This window comes from Fluviirhizobium alvei (assembly GCF_030551875.1).
Classification (GTDB): domain Bacteria; phylum Pseudomonadota; class Alphaproteobacteria; order Rhizobiales; family Rhizobiaceae; genus Rhizobium_E; species Rhizobium_E alvei.
On the sequence record NZ_JAUOZU010000007.1, the window covers coordinates 321831 to 346870 of the forward strand.

General features: G+C 59.2%; 24 protein-coding genes. 10 read left to right on the forward strand and 14 right to left on the reverse strand.

Going from position 1 to position 25040, the window contains the following annotated elements; all coding sequences use genetic code 11:
* Nucleotides 1–185: 185 nt before the first annotated feature.
* The 3 genes from Q4481_RS10810 to Q4481_RS10820 form a co-directional block, all read right to left on the reverse strand.
* Nucleotides 186–2204 carry a capsule polysaccharide biogenesis protein gene (locus Q4481_RS10810; RefSeq protein ID WP_304376360.1) on the reverse strand — a complete coding sequence of 673 codons (2019 nt, stop codon included), beginning with the start codon at nucleotides 2202–2204 and terminating at the stop codon, nucleotides 186–188.
* A 63-nt stretch (nucleotides 2205–2267) separates the two neighbouring features.
* The gene (locus tag Q4481_RS10815; RefSeq protein WP_304376586.1) at nucleotides 2268–3485 is read right to left on the reverse strand and encodes a polysaccharide biosynthesis/export family protein; all 1218 of its coding nucleotides are present in this window, start codon (nucleotides 3483–3485) and stop codon (nucleotides 2268–2270) included.
* 576 nt (nucleotides 3486–4061) lie between these two features.
* The gene (locus Q4481_RS10820) at nucleotides 4062–4898 is read right to left on the reverse strand and encodes a uracil-DNA glycosylase (protein ID WP_377353893.1); all 837 of its coding nucleotides are present in this window, start codon (nucleotides 4896–4898) and stop codon (nucleotides 4062–4064) included.
* Between the two features lie 181 nt (nucleotides 4899–5079).
* On the opposite strand from Q4481_RS10820, the gene galE reads away from it, so the two are divergent.
* Nucleotides 5080–6072 carry a UDP-glucose 4-epimerase GalE gene (galE, locus tag Q4481_RS10825; protein WP_304376361.1) on the forward strand — a complete coding sequence of 331 codons (993 nt, stop codon included), beginning with the start codon at nucleotides 5080–5082 and terminating at the stop codon, nucleotides 6070–6072.
* Here galE and Q4481_RS10830 read toward each other — a convergent pair whose 3' ends face one another.
* Nucleotides 6073–6531: a paraquat-inducible protein A gene (locus Q4481_RS10830; protein WP_304376362.1), complete on the reverse strand. Its 459-nt coding sequence runs from the start codon at nucleotides 6529–6531 to the stop codon at nucleotides 6073–6075.
* A complete protein-coding gene (locus Q4481_RS10835; protein WP_304376363.1) occupies nucleotides 6528–7412 on the reverse strand; it encodes a DMT family transporter in 885 nt (294 codons plus the stop codon). Before Q4481_RS10835 ends, Q4481_RS10830 begins: the two co-directional genes overlap by 4 nt.
* Nucleotides 7413–7585: 173 nt before the next feature.
* Between Q4481_RS10835 and Q4481_RS10840 the strand changes: the two genes are divergently transcribed.
* Nucleotides 7586–8884 carry an adenylosuccinate synthase gene (locus tag Q4481_RS10840; RefSeq protein WP_304376364.1) on the forward strand — a complete coding sequence of 433 codons (1299 nt, stop codon included), beginning with the start codon at nucleotides 7586–7588 and terminating at the stop codon, nucleotides 8882–8884.
* Between the two features lie 65 nt (nucleotides 8885–8949).
* Nucleotides 8950–11532: a hypothetical protein gene (locus Q4481_RS10845; protein WP_304376365.1), complete on the forward strand. Its 2583-nt coding sequence runs from the start codon at nucleotides 8950–8952 to the stop codon at nucleotides 11530–11532.
* Between the two features lie 76 nt (nucleotides 11533–11608).
* On the opposite strand, the gene rpoH is transcribed toward Q4481_RS10845, so the two are convergent.
* Together rpoH and Q4481_RS10855 are read right to left on the reverse strand one after the other, a co-directional pair.
* Complete coding sequence (gene rpoH / locus Q4481_RS10850; RefSeq protein WP_304376366.1) at nucleotides 11609–12514, reverse strand: RNA polymerase sigma factor RpoH; 906 nt, start codon at nucleotides 12512–12514, stop codon at nucleotides 11609–11611.
* Between the two features lie 165 nt (nucleotides 12515–12679).
* Nucleotides 12680–13702: an RluA family pseudouridine synthase gene (locus tag Q4481_RS10855; protein WP_304376367.1), complete on the reverse strand. Its 1023-nt coding sequence runs from the start codon at nucleotides 13700–13702 to the stop codon at nucleotides 12680–12682.
* Between the two features lie 23 nt (nucleotides 13703–13725).
* Between Q4481_RS10855 and Q4481_RS10860 the strand changes: the two genes are divergently transcribed.
* A complete protein-coding gene (locus Q4481_RS10860) occupies nucleotides 13726–14121 on the forward strand; it encodes a hypothetical protein (RefSeq protein WP_304376368.1) in 396 nt (131 codons plus the stop codon).
* Complete coding sequence (locus Q4481_RS10865; RefSeq protein ID WP_304376369.1) at nucleotides 14118–14951, forward strand: TrmH family RNA methyltransferase; 834 nt, start codon at nucleotides 14118–14120, stop codon at nucleotides 14949–14951. The genes Q4481_RS10860 and Q4481_RS10865 overlap by 4 nt, the downstream gene beginning before the upstream one ends.
* 11 nt (nucleotides 14952–14962) lie before the next feature.
* Here the strand turns inward: Q4481_RS10865 and Q4481_RS10870 are convergent, their stop codons facing one another.
* Nucleotides 14963–16189: a coiled-coil domain-containing protein gene (locus tag Q4481_RS10870; RefSeq protein WP_304376370.1), complete on the reverse strand. Its 1227-nt coding sequence runs from the start codon at nucleotides 16187–16189 to the stop codon at nucleotides 14963–14965.
* Between the two features lie 193 nt (nucleotides 16190–16382).
* Nucleotides 16383–16964: a DUF1134 domain-containing protein gene (locus Q4481_RS10875; protein ID WP_304376371.1), complete on the reverse strand. Its 582-nt coding sequence runs from the start codon at nucleotides 16962–16964 to the stop codon at nucleotides 16383–16385.
* Between the two features lie 225 nt (nucleotides 16965–17189).
* Between Q4481_RS10875 and chpT the strand changes: the two genes are divergently transcribed.
* Nucleotides 17190–17843: a histidine phosphotransferase ChpT gene (chpT, locus tag Q4481_RS10880; protein ID WP_304376372.1), complete on the forward strand. Its 654-nt coding sequence runs from the start codon at nucleotides 17190–17192 to the stop codon at nucleotides 17841–17843.
* A 100-nt stretch (nucleotides 17844–17943) separates the two neighbouring features.
* The gene (locus Q4481_RS10885; protein ID WP_304376373.1) at nucleotides 17944–18327 is read left to right on the forward strand and encodes a response regulator; all 384 of its coding nucleotides are present in this window, start codon (nucleotides 17944–17946) and stop codon (nucleotides 18325–18327) included.
* A 142-nt stretch (nucleotides 18328–18469) separates the two neighbouring features.
* On the opposite strand, the gene ctrA is transcribed toward Q4481_RS10885, so the two are convergent.
* Nucleotides 18470–19171, reverse strand: a complete 702-nt coding sequence (gene ctrA, locus Q4481_RS10890; protein ID WP_137154767.1) for a response regulator transcription factor CtrA — start codon at nucleotides 19169–19171, stop codon at nucleotides 18470–18472.
* Nucleotides 19172–19608: 437 nt separating this feature from the next.
* Between ctrA and Q4481_RS10895 the strand changes: the two genes are divergently transcribed.
* Complete coding sequence (locus tag Q4481_RS10895) at nucleotides 19609–19953, forward strand: flagellar export protein FliJ (RefSeq protein WP_304376374.1); 345 nt, start codon at nucleotides 19609–19611, stop codon at nucleotides 19951–19953.
* A 74-nt stretch (nucleotides 19954–20027) separates the two neighbouring features.
* Here the strand turns inward: Q4481_RS10895 and rbsK are convergent, their stop codons facing one another.
* Both rbsK and Q4481_RS10905 read right to left on the reverse strand, forming a co-directional pair.
* Complete coding sequence (gene rbsK, locus Q4481_RS10900; RefSeq protein WP_304376375.1) at nucleotides 20028–20960, reverse strand: ribokinase; 933 nt, start codon at nucleotides 20958–20960, stop codon at nucleotides 20028–20030.
* A complete protein-coding gene (locus tag Q4481_RS10905) occupies nucleotides 20957–21415 on the reverse strand; it encodes an RbsD/FucU family protein (RefSeq protein ID WP_304376376.1) in 459 nt (152 codons plus the stop codon). The genes rbsK and Q4481_RS10905 overlap by 4 nt, the downstream gene beginning before the upstream one ends.
* A 423-nt stretch (nucleotides 21416–21838) precedes the next feature.
* Between Q4481_RS10905 and Q4481_RS10910 the strand changes: the two genes are divergently transcribed.
* A complete protein-coding gene (locus Q4481_RS10910) occupies nucleotides 21839–22048 on the forward strand; it encodes a cold-shock protein (RefSeq protein ID WP_304376377.1) in 210 nt (69 codons plus the stop codon).
* A 76-nt stretch (nucleotides 22049–22124) separates the two neighbouring features.
* On the opposite strand, the gene Q4481_RS10915 is transcribed toward Q4481_RS10910, so the two are convergent.
* Both Q4481_RS10915 and Q4481_RS10920 read right to left on the reverse strand, forming a co-directional pair.
* Complete coding sequence (locus Q4481_RS10915; RefSeq protein ID WP_304376378.1) at nucleotides 22125–22748, reverse strand: AAA family ATPase; 624 nt, start codon at nucleotides 22746–22748, stop codon at nucleotides 22125–22127.
* Nucleotides 22749–22788: 40 nt separating this feature from the next.
* Complete coding sequence (locus tag Q4481_RS10920; protein WP_304376379.1) at nucleotides 22789–23775, reverse strand: LacI family DNA-binding transcriptional regulator; 987 nt, start codon at nucleotides 23773–23775, stop codon at nucleotides 22789–22791.
* 492 nt (nucleotides 23776–24267) lie between these two features.
* On the opposite strand from Q4481_RS10920, the gene Q4481_RS10925 reads away from it, so the two are divergent.
* Nucleotides 24268–25038, forward strand: coding sequence for a DeoR/GlpR family DNA-binding transcription regulator (locus tag Q4481_RS10925; RefSeq protein ID WP_304376380.1), 771 nt, complete (start codon nucleotides 24268–24270; stop codon nucleotides 25036–25038).
* Nucleotides 25039–25040 lie beyond the last annotated feature (2 nt).

Consider the following 25040-nt stretch of genomic DNA (forward strand, 5'->3'; position numbering starts at 1 on the left):
CACAGGAAAGTAAGCCGCAACCGACATTCCCTTTCCCACGTTATCAGTGGCTCCAGGGCAGAATGTTCGCCGGGAGACCTGAATTAACCATATGGAAACTTTCGCTTAATTCGACCGTTCCTTTTTCGGGATTTTGCTGTTCCGTTTCGGAGCACCGAAACGAAGGCGCGCAAACCACGCCTTCGTCAATTCCGGCCATCACGAATTTTGACGGCTGTGCGATTAATTGATTGCGTCAATCGTAACATCAGGCGTCTCGTCGCCGAAACGGAGACCTGTCGCTTGAGCGCAATCTCGGCCACGAGATCCTCGACCGTACAGGGCATGGCACTGAGCGGATGAATGTAGAACGGGTAGAGAATGAGTGCGGCAGCCGCCAGCATCTCGCGATTGACGCTTCGGGTGCGCCTCGGCACCTCGATGCGGTCGTCGGTCAGGCCCCAACCGGCATAGAAGGGTATGCCGTGGACACCGACCGGCTTGCCGCGGATCAGCGCCTCGAAGCCGGCGAGCGATGTCATCGTTTCGAGACGGTCACACCATCCGATCCAGTGCATGATATCGCCCTGGCGGACGATAAGGTCCGCATCCGCGGGCTCGGCGCCCCCGGACCGGAGACCCGAAGTTACATCCGGATGTTCCTTGTAAGCGAGAAAGGCATCCGGATAGAGCAAACGCACCGCGGCGACCAGATCACGATTGGTTCGTGTCACCGGCGAACCGAACCGGATGGAGGCATCTTTCTCCACCTGCCCGGGGATGAGTATCCGGAGGCGACCATCCGCTACCGCGGGAAGATCGACCGCATCGCCGACATTGTATTTGGAAATTCCATTGCCGATAATCGTGTCGATCAGACGCGCGGCCCTTGCCTGCAGGTCCGGCTCGAACGGATGGGTGGCAATCAACCGTTCCAGGTGGCTTTCCCCGCGCGCATCATAATAGACATGCTCGCCATCCATCGCGATGGAGCAGGGATAAGCAAGATTGACCCCGAGCCCGCGGGAACGGATGAATCCATCCTCGATCCGAAAGGACTGAACCGCAGAAGGCAAAGGCCGGGCCGAGCCCCAGACCGCGATGGCAGCGCCCGATTCCTTCGCGCGTTCGACAGCCTTGGCAAAACGGCCCGTATGGATGGCGGGCCCCTCTGGCCCGATCAGAAACGGATCCAGCGCCCGCCGTTTCCATGGCGAAAGACCGCCGGTCAGCATGCGGGCAGGAATGCGGTTGCGCTGCTCGCGCACCACCAGTGCCTGTTCCATCGCCCGCTCGAGCGAGACCGGGCTCCGGTCATGCAGATCCAGATAGCGGGAATAATCGATATAGGCCGCGTGAAAGATCTGTTCGAGGCTCGCAGATCGCCGCGGTGCGGGCGCCTCGCAATGGTCCTCGGTCAGCCCGCGATGAGAGTAATAGGTCACACCGAAACAGTGAACCTTGCGCCCCGCCATCAGCGCCTCGAAGCCGAGCTGGCTCGAAACCGTGTAAACCGCTTGCGCACTTTCAAGCAAAGGCCAGGGATTGCCGCGACCGGGCACCTGGTAATCCAGACCCAAGCGACGCGCCGCGTTGACAAGGAGGCTGCGATCGCCCGCTGCCGGATGCGCTCGGATTACCAGTCGTGCTTCTGGATAGGTCTGGCGCGCATGGTCCAACATCGCCCCGAACCGGAAATCATCCGCAAGCGCTCCACGGATGGATGCATCGCCACCGACCTGATCGACCAGCAGCACATAGGGGCGATCCGCATCGAGCCCAAGCTCGGAAAGCGTTCGGATGGGGGCATTGTTGTATTTCGAAAGCCGGTGTTTCCGGAGAAAGGCAATGGCATCTCTCGCCCGCTCCATGCGCGCGGTATCCGCATCACCACTGTCAATCAGGCTCGACAAATCACCGGGTCGGCGGGCATCGAAATAGATCCCGCTCCGATCGACAACGAAGGAATGGGCCGGCTCGCCACGTCCGGGCGCATAGCTCTTGATGAACCCATCTTCCAACACAATTGCGGGAACCTTCCGGCGGGAAGCAATCCGCTCCGCACGCAGGCCAGATGGACGCTGGCCCCAGCCGACCACCGCATCGATTTGAGAAAATGGATGGAAGACGATTTCAGCCTGCAGGAGCACGCCGAGATCGGCGCGCTGTTGCCACAGTCCGCGAGAGGTCACAAGATAGCGTGGCCGCCGGTTGAAATCTGACATGGACGACGCTCCGCAAGGCCAGCCGGCATTGCATTATGCTAGATGCCGCCCGCAAAGCCGCACTCAGTTGACGGCACGGTCAACATCGCGCACGACACGTGCAGTTAAGCCAAGCATCGACAAGAACTTGACGAAATCGGTCGACGGGTGACGTGACACGTACATGACATCCTTGTTCCGGACAGGGAACGACTGGGTCACGATGTAGCTCTGCGGATCCGTCATGTCGATGCGATAAACGACCGGATACTTGCCCTCCTTGTCGGCCATCATTCCCTTGGAAATCAGGTCGCGGAACCGGCTTTCGCCAACGATCTGACGATAGACCGCTTCATACTCATAACGGAAGACGAAATAGCCCTTTGGATCGGCGAGATCGACACGGGAGCCCCCTGAGAGGGCTGCAGCTTCAACAAGGCTGAGCTTGCTGGCTTCAAACGGAATCTTGCCGGCCTTGCCTGTCGAACCGAGCGCCGTAAAGGTCTGCGGATCGAATGTCAGGAATATCTTGTCGCCAGGGCGGACATGCACGTCATCCCGAGGATTCTCGATCACGCTCTGAAGCCGAACGGTCGAGGATTTCTTGCCGCGCGTGAGCGTCACATAGGTATCGTAGGGCTGCTTGGAAGCGCCTCCGGCCATGGCGATCGCACTGGTCAGCGGCACCGGCGACAGACCGAGAAGGACGATCTGCGGCGTATTCACCGCACCCTGAACCGAAACCGTCCGGGACGCATTCTTCGCCATACTGACGATCACATCCGGCTCGACCGCCTTGGCCTTCAGAGCATCAGCGATTTCTACGCGGGCCTGTTCAAGTGTCAGGCCAGCAAATTTGACTGAACCGGCATAAGGGATTTGACCATGTCCATCCGGCTGGACAATCACCGGAATTGATGTCGATTTATGATCTGCCGTCGAGAACAGACCATCCGGCCCTGCTTCGAAAATCGTAATCGCAAGCTCGTCACCGACGCCGATGACCGGCGTTCCCGGCGCTCCGCCGACACCAAAAGTCTGCACCAGCGACGGTTGGCCAAGCTGTGTCGCAAGATTTGCGACACGCTGATCAACCTGCACAACATCAAAGATGATCTCAGTCTTCGGTACTGTGTAATCGCTTTTTGTCGCAGCCGCACGCTCGACTTCGGATGCCAGTGGCCCGTCGCTCGGAACAGCGCTACAGCTTGCAAGAAGCATGAGGGAGAGCCCGACGGACAGACCCAGCATACCCTTCATCGGCGAAGTTGCCAATTTAACGGTCGATGCCTTGTGACGCATGTTATTCAAAGTCCCTCCGGCAGAGCCCGTTACGCACAACTGTTCCGGCAATGCCACGAAAATCTGAATATTCCGCAAAGCGCTGTCATTCAGATTCCCCTCATACGAAACGCCACGCGTCTCGCTGTCCGAATTTGAACCAAATCTCTTGCATATTCGCTAAGCAAAGAAAAGCCGGTTCCCTCACGAATCCCTATTCGGATTTGTTCGTCGCACCCAATTTTTTGCCCTGTGAGGCAAAAAGGGCGCAAAAGCAACGCTTACAAAGCGTTACGCTCATTCATTTATCTTGAAACTCCGGCTTCATGCAGATTGCAGCAGCCGCCACAGGACATCATTCCGAGTGCCGTCATCTGCTCGTGGGTCGGAAAACCCCGGCGATTGAAGTAGACATCACCGCGGCCGCCTGAACTTCTGATCCGCAATGTTTCGAAACTGGAATGGATCGGACGGATTCTATCTCGCATGGTAAAGGTTCCTTTAACGATCCTCCCAAGCCGAATCCAATATCGCATTGCCGCAATTATTTTGCAATGCAACATTTCGACTTACCCCGCCTTCTATTGATCGATCATGTCACCTTTGTGATGCCGGATTGGCAATCGCACCAGAAAAGACCAGAAGATCCTGCCAGGCGAGGCGCTTGTTCAACGGCGCCGCTTGCAGTTCAAGAGGATGGAATGTTGCGAGAAGCCTGCTTTCCACTACTCCAGCCCGCACATCGAACCACTTTCCACGCATGGCATGAATTCCGTCCGTCGACCCCGTCAGAACACGCGCCGGATAAGCGCCAAGCGCAAGAATCCTCGCCGGGCGACCGAGCTCGATCAGCCGGAGACTGAACGGCAGGCAGATTTCGAGTTCCTTGGCCGTGGGAGGACGGTTGCCCGGCGGCCGCCAGGGAATCACATTGATGAGGCAGACCTCGGCCATGCTGATCCCGATCGCGCCGAGCATACGTTCAAGCATTTGTCCGGCCGGGCCAGAAAACACGCGTCCATCACGATCATCATCGGGACCGGGCAATCCTCCGGCGACGAGAACCGGTGCCGTCGTCTGTCCATCGAGAAAAGCAGTGTTTCGCGCGCTGTTCCTGAGATTGCAGCCGGTAAAAGCCTTCACGGCAGCATTCAGCGCTTCGATCGTCGTCGCCTCGGCGGCGGCCGCGACCGCCCGAGCCACAACCTCTTCATCCGGCAGGGCGGCAACAGGCTCCATCCGCTTCGGTGTCTGAGCCGTTTCACGTCGGCGCTCCTGCGCGGGGGCAGCGCTCGCAGCCGGCGCCGCCGATCGCGCCCGGCTCTGCTGTTCGACAAATTCGGCGAAGCGATCAACCGGCGCTTCCTCGATCAGCCATTCCATACCGGCATCGGCATGAAAGAGCAGAAGAGCGGCCAGTTCGGCTTCATTCATCGCATCTGCGGGGAGCATCATCATGCCGACAGGATAATGGTCCGAGCCATACAAGGAAATAGGCCAGTTGGGATCGGTGGACTTTTCCGCGAAAATTCGCGCGAAATGGCAATCCTGTCGTTTACGGTCCCGGCGTAAATCTGTAGAAGACGGCCCCAAACAGAGGTCGGGGACTTTTGCGATGACGGTTCTGGTTACGGGTGGTGGCGGATATATTGGCAGCCACATGGTTTGGGCGCTCATTGATGCTGGCGAGGATGTTGCCGTCATCGATCGTCTGTCGACGGGTTTCCGCTGGGCCATTGCGCCGGAAGCCAAGTTCTATCAGGGTGACATTGCCGACGAAGCGCTGCTGGAACGGATCTTCACCGAGAATGCGGTGGATGCGATCATCCATTTCGCAGGCTCCATCATTGTGCCGGAATCGGTCTCCGATCCGCTGTCCTACTACGAAAACAACACCGCAAAATCGCGCAGCCTGATTGCGGCCGCCGTTCGCCACAAGGTGCCCCGCTTCGTCTTCTCCTCGACCGCTGCCGTTTACGGCACGCCCGAAAGTGCCGAACCGGTCAACGAGACGGCAGGCCTGCACCCCGAATCGCCCTATGGTTCGTCGAAACTGATGACCGAGATCATGCTGCGCGATACGGCAGCGGCGCACGACTTCACCTACACAGCCCTGCGCTATTTCAATGTTGCCGGCGCCGACCCGCGCGGTCGCACCGGTCAATCCACAGTAGGCGCGACCCATCTGATCAAGGTTGCGGGTGAAGCAGCGCTCGGCAAGCGCAGCCATATTTCCGTATTCGGCACCGATTATCCGACGCCGGATGGAACCTGCGTGCGCGACTACATTCATGTGACCGATCTCGCCAATGCGCATCTGAAGGCGCTGGAGCGCATGCGCGCCGGCGGCGGCTCGCTGGTGGCCAATTGCGGTTACGGTCGCGGCTTTTCGGTACTGGAAGTGCTCGATACGGTGCGCAAGGTTCATGGCAAGGATTTCGAGATCCGCTATGGCGATCGCCGCCCCGGCGATGCAGTCATGATCGTCGCCAATCCGGCGCTCGCCAAGCAGGAACTTGGCTGGAAGCCGGAACATGACGATCTGGAGTTCATTGTCCGAACCGCGCTCGACTGGGAAGCCCATCTCGCCAAGCGCAACGACCGCTGATCAGGCGGCCTGCCTGCGGGCGCGGGCGATCAGCGCCTGCGCCAGCGATATCATCAGGGTTGCCCCGGCGTAGAACCATAGGCCGGGCTCGCTGAAGGCATTGGCAAGTCCGGAGGTTTTGGCGGCGGCAATGACGATCGCCACCAGCATCACATCCATCAGCGACCACTTGCCGAGGAGCGGAATGAGGGAAGCAATCCAGCCACCCTCGCCAGCCGTCGGCGTCACAGCCTCAAGCATGACCGCAATCATCTTGGCGAGCGGAAAGGCGATGGAGAAAAGCGCGATCACCAGCGCCAGGGCATAATCACCATTATCGAACAAAGTCCCCACCATGCCGACGAGCGACGGGTTTTCCTCGAAGAAATAGAGCTTTTCGAATGTCAGCAGCGGCAGCGTGATTCCGAGCGCGAAGAAGATCGGCGCCAGGACCAGACAGATCGCGATGGCCATTCTCATGCCTTGCCTCGCTCAGCGATGGCGATGCCGCCCAGAACCATGATCAACGCGACCAGATGGTAGGTGTGGAATGGTTCCGACAGAAAGGCCACCGAAAGCAGCGTACCGAAGACCGGAACCGTATTGATGAAAAGACCGGCACGATTGGGACCGATCAACTCGATTCCTCGAATATAGAGGATCTGCGACACGAGGGACGGCACCAGCCCGGTGAAGGCGATGGTCATGAACCCGACCATGTCTGGCGCAATGAAACTGTCGGTCGCCACCTCCCAGCCGAGCAGCGGCAGACAGGCGAGCACGCCGCCGAAGGCTGTGGCCGCCATCAGGCTCTTCCAATGCACCGGCGGTTTCCAGCGCAGGCCCACCGTATAGATGGCATAGACCACACAGGCTCCCATCAGCATCAGATCGCCAATGTTGAATTTCAGACCCAACAGCGTGTCGAGCGAGCCGTTGGCAGCCGTCAGAAAAACACCCGACAGCGTAACTGCATAGCCAAGAATCTGTGCCGGGCTGATTCTCGTCCGGAACAGCAGATAGTTACCGATGAAAATGAGGCCGGGAATGCCAGCCTGCTCGATCACACCGTTGATCGCCGAAGTGTGGTTGAGCCCGGAATAGAGGAAGGCATTGAAGGCGGCAAAGCCGAACACGCCATAGCCAAGCAGCAGAAGCCAGTTCTTTTTAAGGAGCGGCCAGTCGGCGCGGATCTGCGGAATCGAGATCGCCAGAATGACGCAAAGCGCAAGGCAAAGCCGGAAGAAAGTAAGCGCAAGTGGACTGATATGGCCGACCGCATATTTGCCGACAACCGAATTTGCCGACCAGCCGATCGTCGTGATAATCAGCAGGATATAGGCTTTGACCGAATCCGGCATGGACACTTTTCCTCCGCAATTCGTCAGGCCAATAGCGATTTTACCGTGGCATTGCCACGCAAAAAGCAGATTCCGGCGCAATTACAGGGTCGCTTTCCGCATTTGAAGCAAGTATATGTGCGCGGGTTTGCGCAACGGCGGTCTCCGCCAGTGATCTTTGACAGGAAATCGAAATGGCGAATGTTGTGGTCGTGGGTTCCCAATGGGGTGACGAAGGCAAGGGCAAGATTGTCGACTGGCTCTCCGAGCGTGCCGATATCGTCGTGCGCTTCCAGGGGGGACACAATGCCGGCCATACGCTCGTCATCGATGGCGTGAGCTACAAGCTCTCGCTTCTCCCGTCGGGTGTCGTTCGGCCGGGCAAGCTGGCCGTGATCGGCAACGGCGTGGTCATCGACCCTCATGCCCTGATCGCTGAAATCGACAAGCTCGGCAAGCAGGGCGTCATGATTACGCCGGAGAACCTGCGAATCGCCGACAATGCGACACTGATTCTGTCCCTGCATCGCGAGCTGGATGGCATCCGCGAAGATGCCGCTTCGAATTCCGGAACCAAGATCGGCACCACGCGCCGCGGCATCGGCCCGGCCTATGAAGACAAGGTGGGCCGCCGCTCCATTCGCGTGACCGATCTCGCCGATCCGGGCTCGCTGGCCATGAAGGTGGATCGCCTGCTGACCCACCATAATGCGCTGCGCCGTGGCCTCGGCGAAAGCGAAATAAGCCATGCCGCGATCATGGAAGAACTGACCTCGGTGGCTGAAAAGATCCTCCCCTATTCGGAAACCGTCTGGGCTCTGCTCGATCGCGAGCGTCGCAAGGGCGCACGCATCCTGTTTGAAGGGGCGCAGGGCACGCTTCTCGACGTCGATCATGGCACCTATCCTTTCGTGACCTCGTCGAACACGGTCGCCGGACAGGCAGCTGCCGGCTCGGGCATGGGCCCCTCGGCACTCAATTATGTGCTCGGCATCACCAAGGCCTATACGACCCGCGTTGGCGAAGGCCCTTTCCCGACCGAACTCAAGGACGAGATCGGCCAGTTCCTCGGCGAACGTGGTCATGAATTTGGCACAGTTACCGGTAGAAAGCGTCGTTGCGGCTGGTTTGACGCGGCACTGGTGCGGCAGTCGGTGGCAACCAACGGCATCACCGGTATCGCACTCACCAAGCTCGACGTGCTTGACGGGCTCGATGAACTGAAGATCTGCACCGGCTACAAACTGGATGGCGTGGAAATCGATCATCTCCCGGCCGGCCAGGCGGCCCAGGCGCGGATCGAGCCGGTCTACATAACGCTCGAAGGCTGGAAGGAATCGACCGTTGGAGCACGCAAGTGGGCGGATCTTCCGGCGCAGGCGATCAAATATGTTCGGCAGGTGGAAGAATTGATCGGAGCACCGGTTTCGCTCCTCTCCACCAGTCCGGAGCGGGACGACACGATACTTGTGACCGATCCGTTTGAAGATTAATCCTTTAGTCGCGACCGCCGGACGATTCTCCCGGCGGTCGTACAGTAGGAGTACGAGAAAACCATATGGCGGATTTTGTAGCAGTCATCAGACGCGCCGTTGACGGCCTAACCGACAACACGCCCGAGGCGCGAGCCCGGGTCTATGAACGGGCGCGCTCGACGGTGATACGCCAGCTCGAGAATATGAAGCCGCAGCCTCCCGAGGCTATGCTTCAGCGTCAGATCGACAAGCTCGATGCCGCAATCCGCCAGGTTGAAGAAGAAAACGGCGAAGCGCTTCCGGCAGACACTGCCGAACCGGTCGCCGCTGCACCGGTAGCTGTTGTCGCCGAACCGGTTGCCAGTTCCGTTTCCGAACCTGTCGAGCCTGAACCCGTGGCGCAGGAACCCGAACCGGCACCGTTTGTGGCGGAACCGGAACAGGCGGCAGTTGACGAACCTTCACCCGAGGCTCACGCCTATTCCGAACCCGAGCGGGTTGCCGAACCGGAACCGGTTTTCGAGCCTGAGCCCGTTGTCGCGTCCGAGCCTGAAGCGGCGGAAGCGCCCGCGACCGGTTGGGATTCTGAGCCCGAAGCGACCCATGTCGAAGAACCGGTTCAGCCTGCTGTAACCGAAGACCACTATCAGGAACCGGCTCATGTGGAGCCGGAACCGGTCTGGTCGCATCATCATGACGATCACACGGTCCGCAGCGATATCGCCGCAGCCGATCATTGGCAGCAGGAACAGACGCCCGCGCCGGCTGAAGCAGATGTGCCGCTCCATGCCGCTGACGAGCCTGCCGACGAGCCCGAGGCCTTTGAACCGCAGCACCCGGCCGAAGTTCAGGTCGAAGAGCCGGTCCCTTATGACCCTCTCGATGCGTTCCTGACCGCACCGGCGTCCGCCAGCATGCCGGAACCCGTTCCGGCCGTCATTGAACCGGTTGTTGTTGAGCCCGTTGCGGCCGAACCGGTCGTTGCCGAAACGGTTGCACCCTATTGGCCGGAAGATCCGGTTCCCGCTCCCGAACCGGAAATAGTTCCCGAGCCGGAAGAAGAGCCTTACAATCCGTTCGACCTGCAACCGCAGCAACCGAGCGCAAGTGCCCCGGCTCCAGAACCGGAACTCTATGTTTCACACGAGACCCTTGCGAGCGATCCCTGGGCGATCGAGCCGCCGACGGCTTTCGAGCCGGCAGCAGACGAGCCGCAGATGCCCAAGGTTCCGATGAACGAACAGGACGTCGTCGCGGGCTTCAATGAATTCATTCGCGACGAGTTCTCTGAACCGGCCGTTCCACCGCCGCCCGGCAAGAAGACGCAAGATGACGGCTTCTCCTGGGATGCGCCGTTTGACGATCTGCCGGAGCTTCCCGCCCCGGTCGCGTTCGAGGAAGCGCTTGCTGCAAAGCAGAGCGAAATTGCAACGAACACGAAGCAGGAACGGCAGAAGCAGCGGCGCAAGAACCGCAATGCGCGTGCCGAGCTTGAACAACTGATCGGCGCCGAAAGCGCCAGGAAGGATGCACCTTCCACCTCGTCGGCGGCCACGCCGGCAATCGCCGAAGGTGCGGCCGTTCCGCCCGAGGCACGCAAGGCCGTCTCGAAACTCGAGGGCAAATCCTACCGCGTCCAGAAGAGCAGGCCGCAGAGCGGCGTGTCTCCGCTGGCGCTGTCGCTGGGAATCGTCGGCCTTTTGCTCGTTAGCGGCGCTGGTTTTGCGGCATGGCAATATAGCGACCAGATTTCGGCCTTCGTTACCAATCTGACGTCAGGCAGCGCGACACCGCCGGTTAAACCGGCGGACGATGCCGCCAAGACGCCGACAGCGACTGACAAGCCTGCGACGGACATGGCAGATAACGCGACCGATGCGGCAAAGGCAACCGAGCCAACGACCCCTGCGGATGCGAGTGTCCCGTCGAAGTTTACCCAGCGTCTGTTGCCGGACGGTACCGAGAAGGATGATCCGACCGCGGTCTCCGTTGACAAGGCGCTGCCGGAAGGCAAGACCGTTGCCGGCCAGACGGAAGTCGCCCAGAACGTTCCCGCGGCGGAAGAAAAGCCCGCCACCACAGACACGACACAGGCGCCGGCCGTCGCGACCCAGAAGATGTTCCTCTATGAGGAACGGCTCGGCCAGACCTCGCCGGTCGCTGTCATGGGAAGTGTGAACTGGCGGGAAAAGAACGAGGCGCAAACCGAAAAGGGCACGCCGGAACCGGCAGTGGTTGCCCAGTTGGAAGTGCCGGGTCGGAAGATGAAGGTTCTGGTGACCTTCAACCGCAACACGGATGCGTCTCTGCCGGCCAGCCATTTCATCGAAGTCATTTTCGATCTGCCGAAAGACTTCGAAGAAGGCAGCATCGAGAATGTCCAGCGCATCACCTTCAAACAGACCGAGCAGGATCGCGGCAACGCGTTGATCGGCGTGCCGGTGAAGGTGACCGACGACTATCACATGATCGCGCTGAACGACGAACCTAATGCGATCAAGACCAACCTCGATCTGATGAAGACCCGTTCCTGGATCGACATTCCGATCACCTACCGCAACGGACGCCGCGCGCTGATCACCATCGAAAAGGGCGCGACCGGGGCGGCGGTGTTCGACAAGGTGCTGGCGGAATGGGCCGCTCTCGGCGACGCCAAGAAAAACTGACCGGGTAACTGTCCACGAAAAAGCCGCCGGATTTGTCGTCCGGCGGCTTTTCTTTATCTATTGCGACACCAAACGGTCAGGCATTTTCGACCACGCGCAAGGCCTTGGCCTGATCAAGTGCAGCCTGGCGCACGGCGTCCTGTACCTTTTCGAAGGCACGAACTTCGATCTGGCGCACGCGCTCACGGCTGATGTCGAACTCGGCGGACAGTTCCTCCAGCGTGACCGGATCTTCGCGCAGGCGGCGGGCCTGGAAAATCCGCTTCTCGCGATCGTTCAGAACCTTGAGCGCATTGGCCAGAAGGCTGCGGCGCTGTTCGAGTTCGTCCTGTTCGATCAGAACCTCTTCCTGGCTGTCATGGTCATCGACCAGCCAGTCCTGCCATTGGCCGGAATCGCCTTCTGCAGCCTTGATCGGCGCATTGAGCGATGCATCGCCACCGAGGCGACGGTTCATCGAAATCACTTCCTCCTCGCTGACATTCAGCTTGGTGGCGATTTCGGCTACCTGCTCCGGCTTCAGATCACCTTCGTCGATCGCCTGGATCTTGCCCTTGAGGCGACGGAGGTTGAAGAACAGGCGCTTCTGGTTGGCGGTCGTGCCCATTTTGACCAGCGACCACGAACGCAGGATATATTCCTGGATCGAAGCCTTGATCCACCACATCGCATAGGTCGCGAGACGGAAGCCGCGATCGGGCTCGAATTTCTTGACAGCCTGCATGAGGCCGACATTGCCTTCCGAAATGACTTCGCCGATCGGCAGGCCGTAGCCGCGATAGCCCATGGCGATCTTGGCGACGAGACGCAGATGGCTCGTCACCAGCTTGTGGGCGGCCTTCGGATCTTCATGTTCGGCATAACGCTTGGCCAGCATGTATTCTTCCTGCGGCTCAAGCATCGGAAATTTGCGAATTTCGTCGAGATAACGGTTAAGTCCGCCTTCTCCGGCGGTCAGCATCGGCAACGAACTACGGGCCATAAAGCACCCCTCTTGTTGGCTTCCTACCAGGCAAGCCTTCCGGTCGGAAAATTCCCCTCCGACAAAGGCGAGATTTAGGCAGCACTTGCGTCCGTTTCAAGGCGCCAGGATCACGATAGCGTGAAAATAATAAGGATCCCTTATAATAAGCCGCTGAAAAGCGCCTCAGGCGTCCAGGGCTTGCACCAAAGCGGCCATATCGGCCGGCAACGGCGCTTCGAAACGCATCAGCTCACCGGTTCTCGGATGTTCGAACTGCAAGAGAAACGCATGCAGGGCCTGGCGCTTGAAGCGGCTGACGACCTGGCGCGCCGGCTCCGGCAGACGATTGATCTTCGATTGGAAACCCATGCCGTAATCCTGGTCGCCCAGAAGCGGGTGGCCGATATGGGCCATATGAACACGGATCTGGTGGGTGCGTCCGGTTTCCAGGCGACAATGAACGCTAGAGGCGAGCGCCTCGCCGGCGCCCTGCTCGTGATAGCGGTGAACCACTTCGTAATGGGTCACGGCATGACGGGCATCGGGACTGGAAAGCGTCGTCACCGCGCGCCGCACCCTGTCGGCGGATCGGCCGAGCGGCGCGTCGATCGTTCCCCGTGCCGGCGATGGCACACCCCAGATCACGGCGTGGTAGGCCCGCTCCAGCTTCATCGTTCGCCCGTGATCGGCAAATTGCGCCGAAAGACCGCGATGGGCGAGGTCGGACTTTGCGACCACCATGACGCCGCTGGTTTCTTTGTCGAGACGATGCACGATGCCCGGTCGGCGGACGCCACCGATCCCCGACAGGCTGTCGCCACAATGGTGGATGAGCGCATTGACCAGGGTTCCGGTCCAGTTGCCGGCGCCGGGATGAACCACCAGCCCGGCCGGCTTGACGAGCACGATCAGGTCTTCATCTTCAAAAAGAATATCGAGCGGGATCGCCTCACCGCGTGGAACGGCATTCTCCGGCTCGGGCAAGCGGATCTCGATCCTGTCGCCCGGCTGGATCGCCTGGCGTGCGACAAGCACCACCTTGCCATTGAGGCTGACATGACCGTCTTCGATCAGGCTTTTCATGCGGCTACGCGAGAATTCGCCGGCAAACCGGGCCGCAAGCCATGCATCCAGCCGGCCCGAAGCGTCACCATCGGCGAGAAGGACTTTCGTCTCGTCAAACTCTTCGCTAAAGGTGTCCGTCATCAGTCGTCCAGCAAGGGAAACACATGAGCAATCCGAATTTCGCCGATGAAGAAGAAGAAAAGCCACTCGACCCGGCCATGGAAAAAGTCCGCCGGAAGATGGTGCGTCTGCTTTTCATTTCGAGTTCGGCAATCGTGCTCGCCCTTATGACCGTCCTCGGCTCGATTGTCTACAAGGCCAACCGCAGTTCGACCGCCTCCTCCGCGCAAGCAGATCGCACGGCAGCGTCTGAAGCCATCCCTGCCGCCCGGCAGGAGCTCGAACTGCCCACAGGCTTTACGATCGACAGCACTTCGCTCAGCGGCAACCGCCTCATGCTTTCCGGCCACATGGCGGATGGCTCCAGGAAGATCATCATCCAGGATATCGGCACCGGCAAGCGCTTGACAGAAATCGATGTGAAGCCGGCCCAGCCGTGAGCCCGGCGGCGCTACCGATCCGGATCGAGGATCCCGACGATGAGCGTATCGCCGGGTTCCGCCAGATCCGGGAAAAGGATCTCGTCCAGCGACAGGGCCGGTTCATCGCCGAAGGCACGGTCGTTCTGTCATTGCTGGCCGAAAGCCACGCCAATGACGGCGATTTCGGCGCCGAGGCTCTGCTCGTGCTTGAAAATCGCCTCGCGGGGCTGGAGCCGGTCCTGGCGAAGTTTCCGGCCGACGTGCCCCTTTATGTCGCCAGTCGTCCCGTGATGAACGCGATTGCCGGGTTCGACATTCATCGCGGAGTGCTAGCGATCGGCATGCGCCGGCGTCATCCCGATGCCAAAACGGTTCTGGCCCATCTGCCCGCCGGTGCGCTCGTTGTCGTCGCAGGCGGGATCAGCAACCACGATAATATCGGCTCGATCTTCCGCAATGCCGCAGTCTTCGGGGCCGATGCCGTGCTGCTCGATGAAACCTGCTGCGATCCGCTCTATCGCAAGGCGATCCGCGTTTCGGTCGGAACGGTGTTCAAGCTGCCCTTCGTGCTCGGCGGAAGCCATCATGATCTGATCGCGTCCTTGAATGAAGCCGGTTTTTCCCTTTACGGACTGTCGCCGCAGGGCCAGGTCGACATTCGACAGATCCGCCCCACCGGGCGGATGGCCCTCCTGACCGGTGCGGAAGGAGAAGGTCTCCCCGCAGAGATCCTCAACTCCATTCAGACCGCCCGTATTCCGCAGGCCCCGGGGGTCGACAGCCTCAATGCGGCAACCGCGACGGGCATAGCGCTTTTCGCGATCGCAAGCGCTATGGGACGGCTTTAGTCTTCTGTCTGTTATTCAGCCCGTCCGGGCTTGAGAAGAAGCGCCGAGCGCTCCGCGAGAGAAACGCGATCAAGCCCGGCATCGGGCTGGTTGGCGGAAATCATCGGCCAGATCGGTGACGAACGGCCTTCCTTCTGTGCGACGACCGCGACCATCTTGGCGGCAATATCGGCAATTTCGGCCCGGACCGCATCATCATCGACGCCAGCGCCATCATGGGACACCAACTGATCGGAAACCGCATTGGCCTGGCTGCGCGCTTCATCGCTCAGTCTGACAGCAGCTTCCTCGCTTATCATCGAGGGCGGTGCGGTGATTGTTTCGGCCACGGGCGTATCGGCAAGTTCGTCCACGGGTTCAGTCGCTTCGGCCAAAGGCTCCACCTTGCTCGACCGGCTTCTGGAAAGCGTCGTCACCCTGGCGGAAGCTGGTGACTTCGGAGTCCGGGTCGCTTCGCGGATGCTCGCATTGGCCGTCTTGAGCCGTTCCTTCAGTCGGTTGATCTCGCTGATTCGGCGCTCGATGACAGTGTCCTTGTCGACGCTGCCGGAAATTTCCCGGTTCAGTTTCTCCTCAAGGCGGATCGCCTTGTGTTCCTCGCGAGCCAGCCGCAACTCGGCATCCTTCGCGCGTTGCGAGGCCAGACGGAGATCGTTGCGCAGCGTCTCGCGCTCATCCCTGAGCGCATTGATCCGTGCATGCATGCCGGCAATTTCAGTATCTCGTGTCGCAAGGTCGATCCGCATATTGTCGAGATCGGCAACCAGCCGCTGGACACGCTGCAGCAATTCGAGAACGCGCGTATCCTTCAAGCGGTCGGAATGCTGCGCCTGAGCGAGGGACTGCCGGAGATTGTCGATATGGATCTCTTCCTGACGCAACGCCGCGCGCATTTCGGCAGCCTCCGTCTCACGCTCGCCGATTTGGCGGCGAAGATCGTCATTCTCGCCATGGAGGCGCTGCACCTCGGCGGAGATGCCTTCGTTGGCGAGACTGAGGGTCACAACACGGTCGCGCTCGGCCTTCAGCTCCTGCCCGGTCTTGGCAACAGCGACGGCCATTTCGGCCCGCACCATGTCCTTCTGTGCCCTGAGTTCCTGCGGCGATACCGGCATGGTCGCCATGATCCGGTCTTCGGTGAATTTCACGATCCGTCGATAGATTGCAGGCGCCAGCAGCAACCCCGCAAGGGCGGCTGTGACAAACCCCAATCCGAACAGCAACGCATACTCGATCACGGCAGATCCGTTAAGAAATTCTAACAGTGCATGGCGTGCTTAAAGCACGATGGATAGTTGACTGCAAGTTACGCAGGAAACAAGACGCCTCATTCAAGAGGCCGCAGCCGAGTTTTTCAGCAGGAACCGCCGCTTTCGCTGCGGCGCAACATGTTCTCTTGCCGAAACAACTTGGACAATGGAGGGCTGGGCCTCAGAACGGGTTCCAGGTCGCCTTTCTGGTAATCTTCAGATAGCCGACATTGACCCCGAGACGAGCGCCGACGCCGGTTCTGATCGGCACGATCACCACATTGCCGCTTTTGAGCACGGTCATGCCGGCCCCTGCCACGACATAGGCCTGACCGCTGACGCCGCCAAACCGCGAATAGAGATTGCGGACATCCGGCAGGTTATAGACGAGCATCATGACCCGGCTGCCCTGGCCACCATAATCGAGGCCGATCGATGGCCCCTGCCAGAAGACGTTATGCTGGCCGGCATTCTTGGTGTAGAGGTCGCCTTCACCATAGGTGGCACCCGCGATGAAGGCGCCTGCCCCTTCCTGGCCCAGAATATAACCATTCGGCAGGCCATAGGTCTTGAAGGCGCGCTCGATGACCTTGGCGATGCCGCCGGTCGTCGACCCGAAGAACCCATGGCCGGCATCGACGATTTCCTGCATCGTATATTCGGCGCCTGCGGCCCGCACGCTGCTGGCGAAAGAGAGCGCCACGACGAGCGCGGCCAGCACGAGAGCGACTTTGCGAACGAAAAAATCCGTGAATCTTGTCATTTCTGGCTCACCTCCGGTGTTTCCTCGCCATTCGGCTGCGAGTCTTCATTGAAAAAGCGCAGCAAACCGATTTATCTTCATTGTGGAATGATCCGATTAACAATCGGTTTACCAAATATGTTGTCTTTATGGCGAAGACAGTGATGGCGGCGATTCCACCCGCTTTCACGACAATGCTCGTGTCGAGGCTGCTGGCTTGCGCAACTGGACGACCAGGAGGAATGAATGGTGAAGAACCCGAACCTGACGCTTGCCGGCTCAGATCTCGCTGCCTTGCTCTGCAGCCGCGTATGCCACGATGTCATCTCGCCGGTGGGCGCCATCAACAATGGCCTCGAACTTCTCGATGAAGGTGGCGCCGACGAAGATGCGCTCGATCTGATCAGAACCTCCGCGCTCAACGCTTCGGTGCGGCTGAAGCTTGCCCGTCTCGCCTTCGGAGCATCCGGTTCCGTCGGCGCCTCGATCGATACTGGCGAAGCCGAAAAGGCCGCCAAGGATTTCGCTGCTGCTGAAAAGAAGACGGAAGTGATCTGGAATGGGCCACGCGCCATCATTCCGAAAAACCGGGTCAAGCTGCTTCTGAACCTGTTCCTCGTTGCCTATGGCTCGATCCCGCGCGGCGGTTCGGTCGATGTCACGCTGGAAAATCCGGAATTCGACGCCAAGTTCACGCTGGTCGCCAAGGGCCGGATGATGCGCCTGCCGCCGAAATTCATGGAAATCAATTCCGGACAGGTCGAAGAGGCGATCGATGCCCATTCGATCCAGCCCTACTATACCGTAATGCTGGCCGATGAAGCCGGCATGGTGCTGAAAGCCGAACAGACGCCGGAAGAGATCATCTTCACGGCAACCATGGCGACAGCCGCCACCTGAAGCCCGGGGAACGTTTCGAAACGGTTCCCGCGGTAACAGTCTCTTATCCATTTTCCGCCTAATCTTATGGATAGTTCCGAGTATCCAATTTGGTGTGAAAATGATCCGGCTTCTCGTCGTCGATGAAAATGACGCCTCCCGCCAGTCCGCAGCCACGATCCTCAAGCCGTTCGGCTTTGATGTGCAGATGGCCGACAACCCCCTGACGGCGCTCGCCGCCTGCGGCAATGAAATGCCGCGTGCGATGATTGTCGATGGACGGCTAGGCTCCGCTCTGGAACTGATTGTCAGCATCCGCGCCATGCCACAGGGCCGCACGGTGCGCATTCTCTATGCGCTCGACAAGGCTGATCTTCGCCGTCTCATGGAAGCCAAGGCGGCCGGCGCCGATGATTTCGTGCTGAAACCGTTCGAACAGAAGGGGCTCGCCCAGGCACTCGCGGATCTGAAGCTCGAGGCGCGCCAGGCCTTCGCCGTGTCCTAAGAAGAGACTTCTCGTCAGAAGAATAAACGCTGGTATCCGGCGGCAGGTCGATCCGCTTGCAGCGCCACTGCAACGACACATGAAAAAAGGGGCGCGATCCGAACGACCGCGCCCCTTTTCATGCTCAGTTGGAAGCAGCCGCTCAGGCGCTTTCCATATATTCGGAACCGTCGGGCTCGCGCAGCACATAGCCGCGGCCCCAGACGGTTTCGATGTAGTTGGCACCGCCGGCAGCCGCAGCCAGTTTCTTGCGCAGCTTGCAGATGAAGACGTCGATGATCTTCAGTTCAGGCTCGTCCATGCCGCCATAGAGGTGGTTGAGGAACATTTCCTTGGTGAGCGTCGTGCCCTTGCGCAGCGAGAGCAGCTCGAGCATCTGGTATTCCTTGCCGGTCAGGTGAACGCGCTGGCCGCCGATTTCCACCGTCTTGGCATCGAGATTGACGATCAGGTCGCCGGTGATGATGACCGACTGGGCATGGCCCTTGGAGCGACGTACGATCGCATGAATACGCGCGACAAGCTCGTCCTTGTGGAACGGCTTGGTCATATAGTCGTCGGCACCGAAACCGAGACCGCGGACCTTGTCCTCGATGCCAGCCATGCCCGACAGAATGAGAATGGGAGTCTTGACCTTGGACAGACGCAGCGTTCTGAGCACTTCATAGCCGGACATGTCCGGCAGGTTCAGGTCGAGAAGGATGATATCATAATCATAGAGCTTGCCGAGGTCGACGCCCTCTTCACCGAGATCGGTGGTATAAACATTGAAACTTTCAGACTTGAGCATCAGCTCGATGCTCTGCGCTGTCGCGCTATCGTCTTCGATCAGTAGAACCCGCATCTTTTTCCCCTTTTCCGCCGCCTTGGAAAATTCACCCCGACAGGCTTAGGACGTGAGCTAGTGCCTGATTTGCAGGATGACATCTAATGGTTAACAAATTCTGATTCATCCTGGCAAGATGTATCGGAAGTGTTAAATTATTTTTCCATGCTCCTGAATTTCCTCATGAATCTTTTTCACACCTCTTAACATTTCAGGTTAAGAAATCTCGCTAAGAGATTCACGAGACTCGCTCATTGGCCAGTGCGAAACTTTTTTCGCCATATTTACTGACCCTTAAAACCTGACCGCTATCATTAACGATGCCCGTAAACGAATGGTTACCGCCGTTAGGATTTGTTAACGCCGACATCCATTTTTTTCGACAGGCTCCGTTCGAGCCTTGGAATGGCGGGCTTTGTGTCAACCGGGATCACGCTATCCACGGAGTATTGCGTATGAAATCGCGTGAAAGCCTAGTGCGCCTCAAGGAATTCCAGCTGAAGGAAAAACGCCGTCAGCTGAAGCAGCTTCAAATGATGATGTCCGAATTTGAGCGTATGGCGAAGGATCTGGAAAACCAGATCCAGTACGAGGAAAAGAAGTCGGGCATTACCGACCCGAACCACTTTGCCTATTCGACTTTCGCCAAGGCTGCACGCCAGCGTTCGGACAATCTGCAGGTCTCGATCAAGGAGTTGCAGGCTCAGCAGGATGCGGCGGAAGCCGTTGTTGAAGAGCTTCAGGCAGAATTCGAAAAGGCCGCCGCGCTCGAAGAGCGTGACACCCGGCTCAGGGCCTGACCCCCGAGCTGTGAACCTCTAGATGCGACCCCGGAGCAATTGTGGCACCGGGGTCGCGAATCTGTGTCGGGCCCTCAGCGATCTCTTGATGCCGTAATCAGCGCGTCGATTTCCGCCCGCGAGGGCATGGCAGGTGCCGTGCCGGCGCGCGTGACCGAAATGCCGGCGAGAACCGCGCCGAAGCGGACCGCATCGATCGGATCCATCCCCTCCGCGAGCGCGGCGGCAAAACCACCATTGAACGCATCGCCAGCCCCCGTCGTATCGACCACCTTGCCCGCCGAAAAGACCGGCACATGCACCGATGCGGTTGTGGTCCTGTAGAGGGCGCCCTTGTCGCCAAGCGTGATGATGACGGCTCCCGCCCCCATCTCCATCAGCCTGTCTGCAGCCAGCTTCGCCTCGTCCACGGTCGTCACGGGCAAACCGGTCAGGATCTCCGCTTCGCTTTCGTTCGGCGTCAGGTAGTCGCAGAGAGCCAGCACGGAACGATCCAGCGCTCGCGCCGGTGCTGGGTTGAGGATCGTCGTGACACCCGCCTGCTTTGCGATCTCCAGCCCGCGTACAGCAGCCTCAAGCGGCTGCTCCAGTTGCGTGACGAAAATGGATGCCGAGGATATCGCGTCCCGGTGCGCCTCGAGATCGGCCGGCGAAACATCCGCAGCAGCGCCCGGCGCAACGATGATCGCGTTGTTTCCGCTGTTTTCGTCCAGAAAGATATAGGCAGCACCGGTATAGGAGGCCGGATCCTGCTCGGCCAGAACCGCAATCCCGGCATCCTTCCACAGCGAAAGCGCCATGTCCGCGAAGGCATCGACACCCAGCCGCGTGATGAAGGTAACCGGCGCACCGGCGCGCGCGGCCGCAACCGCCTGGTTGGAACCCTTGCCGCCCGGCCCGAGCGCGAAACCGCTGCCGAGAATGGTCTCGCCGATCTTCGGCTGGCGGCTCGCCCTGAAGGCCGCATCGGCGACGAAGATCCCGAGAATGACGATGCCCTTCCTCATACAGTCGCCTCCGGCGCGATCACGCCCTTGGTCAGCATGAAGCAGCCATAGAAGCGGCGTTCACCCGACTGGATGATGCAGAAGGCCTGCTTGGACTTGTCGTAGAAATCGAACCGGTCAATCCGCGCCATCGTCCTCTTTCGTCCCTCGGCCTGGTCGATAGCCGCCTGGACTTCCTGCTGCACCGGCGGGATCGTATCCGGCTCGCCGCCCACTTCCATGCGGTGCGCTGGAAAATCAATGAAATCATCGAGCGGCATGATGCTGAGAATCGCTTCCGCTGCCGCACCGGCGGTGGGGGCGGCAATCATCAGTGGACGACCGACGATCGTGCTCTGAGCACAGGCGACAGCCGGAAAATTGGCATCGACCAGCATCAGGTAATCGCCATGGCCCATGGCGGCCAGCGCATGCAAGATGTCCGGCGAAAGATAAGGTGACAGTCCCTTGAGCATGTTTCCTCCCATTCAAAGCGGTTGGTCCGCTGTGCGAAATATTTGCCCGTTCGCCGGCCACTTGTCACCTCTTGGCCCTGATCGAATTGGATCATGGCGCCTCAAATGCGATGGCAGAGATCAAACAAACCAATCCCAGGTTGGAAGATGGAGCGCTTTTTAAGGTCGCGATCTTTCGTCGTCCGACCGACAAAACCCCACAGCGCAAGCCTTCCGAGATGGTTGCAGCACGGAGACTCTTGTTTTTGTGGCCGTCTTCTGCCATTGAGGGCCATCGATCTTTTTTTCGGCCGAACGGCTTGGCGCCCACTTCCTTTCATCGCGGGAAAGCGGCACACGACCTCTACCAGACAAATTTATCGATAGACCCGCTGGTCCCCTGACCAGCAAACCAAAGACCGATACCGCGAAAGGATTACTCGCATGAACACCGGCACCGTAAAGTGGTTCAACTCCCAGAAGGGTTATGGCTTCATTCAGCCCGACAATGGCGGCCCGGACGTTTTCGTCCACATCTCTGCTGTTGAACGCGCCGGCATGACCACGCTCAACGAAGGCCAGAAGCTCGGTTTCGAAATTCTCGCCGATCGCCGCACGGGCAAGTCCTCTGCTGGCAACCTGAGCGCCGCCTGAGCCTCGGATTTCCCAACAAAAATCGTGCCGGTCGAGCAATCGACCGGCGCTTTTTATTGCCTGCGAAAGGCAGGCGTCAGACCACGACGAATTCGGCCGACTGGCTGCGTTCGAGCACGAGACGCCCGTTTGGCAGATCGTTGCCATCGATCTTGGCAACACGCTCTTCTGCGCTCAGCGCTTTCCATCGATCTTCCAGCCTTTGCCGTAGTTCCTCTTCGGCAACCTCGATCAGCACCGTCGTATCGTAGTGCCGTGCCAGGTCGCGCCAGCCCGCGACATCGAGAAGGATATAGTTGCCTTCGACGATCAGGTGCCGGACCGTGTCGGGGATCATGCGGGCGCCGGCGCGCGCGATTTCAATGCTGCGGTCGAAGACAGGCACGGCAATCTCCGGCTCGACATTGCGACGCAACCGCTCAAGCATTACCGAAAAACCGGCAATATCGAAGGTTTCCGGCGCCCCCTTTCGTGCGCGCAGCCCGCGCGGCACCAGAACCATGTCATCGAAATGGTAGCCATCCATCGGCAGGATGGCGGCACTGCCCGGATCGTCCGCATTCAGGTGGTCGGCCAGACTTTCCGCAAGCGTGGATTTGCCCGCGCCCGGTGGGCCGGCGATTGCAGTCAGACTGCGCCGCTCGCTCCCGCGCTGGCGTACCACCTCCACCAGTTCCAGAAAGCCGATCAATTGCGGCATGACGCGCCTCCCCTCCATTTCAGCAAATAGGGATGGATTTCTAAGACCAATCACACGGCACGTCGATATGCGCCACCGGCCCTGTTTTTCCCTCGATGCGTTTCATCAGCAATGTCCAGGCCTCGGCGGCAATCCCATCCATCGGATGGCGCACGAATTCCGCATCCATTCCGATATGCGACATCCAGTCCTCGGCATCAAAACCCGCAAGATAGATAGGCTTGTCGCGTTTGCAGAGGAACTCCATCGCAAAGATCGTCGAACCACGATCTAGCGCCAAAATCGCGGTCGGCATACCGTCCATTTTCAACAGGTCACCCAGCAGAGGGCCAACCGTTTCCAACTCGTTCGGGTAGATGGCAAATTCTACTCTGCACTGATCCGCCGCCTGTCCTGCAAAGGATCGAATTGCTTCGATTCGTCGCCCCACGACAGGCGAGTGAATGGCAGGATGCAACACCACAATGCGCGAAAACCCGCGTGCCACAAGATCCGCAATCAGGCTGGTCGCGGCGTGAGCATGATTGACCCCGACCGAGTCGATCCCGTCCACGCTCGACGACGGATCGACCAGCACGATTGGCGTATCATCGGAATAGTAGGTTTGGACATCGAGACTGGACTGACATGCCGGAACGACCAGCAAGCCCGCCACCTTCCAACAGCGCAATTCATCGATTTCGGTTGCCTCGACATCCACATCATTGCGGGAGGACACCGTCACGATGCGATAGCCTTCCTGCGCAGCGCGATGCTCGAATGCGGAAACAAGGCCCGCATGCATTCCGTTGCGGAAATCGGGAATCACCACCCCCAGCAGCCGGCTGTTCGTCCGGCGCAGGTTGGAGGCCATGGCATTTGGGCGATAGCCCAGTTCCTTCACTGCAGCCAGAACCGCAAGCCCAATTTCGTCTTCACGACTTCTGCGCCCATTGAGAACGTTGGAGACGCTACCCGGCGACACACCCGCCTTTTCAGCAACATCGCGAATAGAAACTGCAGGAACTGCCCGTCGGCCACCGTCCATTCTTACCCCTTTTCACCCATCCAAATCAAACGGCATGAAACTGGTGTATTAGGTTCCAATAAGCAAGCAAATTCAACTTTTTGTCAGTGTCTTGACGACCCTCAAGTCCGTTCCATCTAAAGTCGTACACGTAAAGGAATCCGTGAGGATCATGGCGAGCTTTCGATTGGAAAATCACACGCCCAGTATATAGTCAAAGCCAAAGAACAACCCGGGGCTAATGCCAAGTGTCGATGATAGAAACCGATTACGTGGGACCGGACGCCGTCATCCGACGCGGAGCATACCGGAGAGCGATGCAAAGGCATCGGTCGAGGATTGCGACAAAGTCGGGGAAGGATGTCCGGCCCATCCGAAGGACCGGGCGCTTTTGCGCTCCGGACATCGTCGAAAATCCGCGCCGGACCTTTTGGTCCGACTGTGGTTTTCTCCTCGCCGGAAGCCAAAATCGCTCCGGCGCAATCGGTTCCTATCAACGACGCTTGGTATAACATGTTTCTACCACCACGGCATCAGGAAATCCTCGATCTGGCCAAGGTCCGCGGCAAGGTGGTTGTGGAAGATCTTGCCAATATCTTCGCAGTGACGCCGCAGACCATCCGTAAGGATCTCAACGATCTCTGTGAACGCAAGCTTCTCAACCGGGTTCACGGTGGCGCCATATTCCCCTCGGGAACCGAAAATGTTCAGTATGAGCAGCGAAGGCAGATCGCGGCTTCGGAAAAGGAAGCGATCGGTCGGGCGGCAGCCGCTCTCATTCCGGACGAAGCCTCTCTCTTCGTCAATATTGGCACCACGACGGAGGCCGTCAGCCAGGCGCTTGTCGGCCATCGCCGGTTGATGATCATCACCAACAACATCAATGTCGCCAACCATCTGCGCGTTCATCCGCAAATCGAAGTCATCATTGCCGGCGGTGTGGTGCGCTCCACGGATGGCGGCATTGTGGGCGAGGCAGCCGTCGATTTCATCCGCCAGTTCAAGGTCGACTATGCGGTGATCGGCGTCTCCGCGATCGACGAGGACGGTGCACTCCTGGATTTCGACTTCCGAGAAGTGAAGGTGGCGCAGGCGATCATGGCCAATGCCCGGCATGTGATCCTGGTCGCCGATTCGACAAAGTTCGAACGCACGGCACCCGTGCGGATCGGGCATCTGTCGCAGGTCGGCAGCTTCGTCACCAACAATTGTCCCAGCGAGCGTCTTCGCGACATCTGTCGCGAAAACGATATCGAGCTGATCGAAACGGAAACCCAGAGATAGCA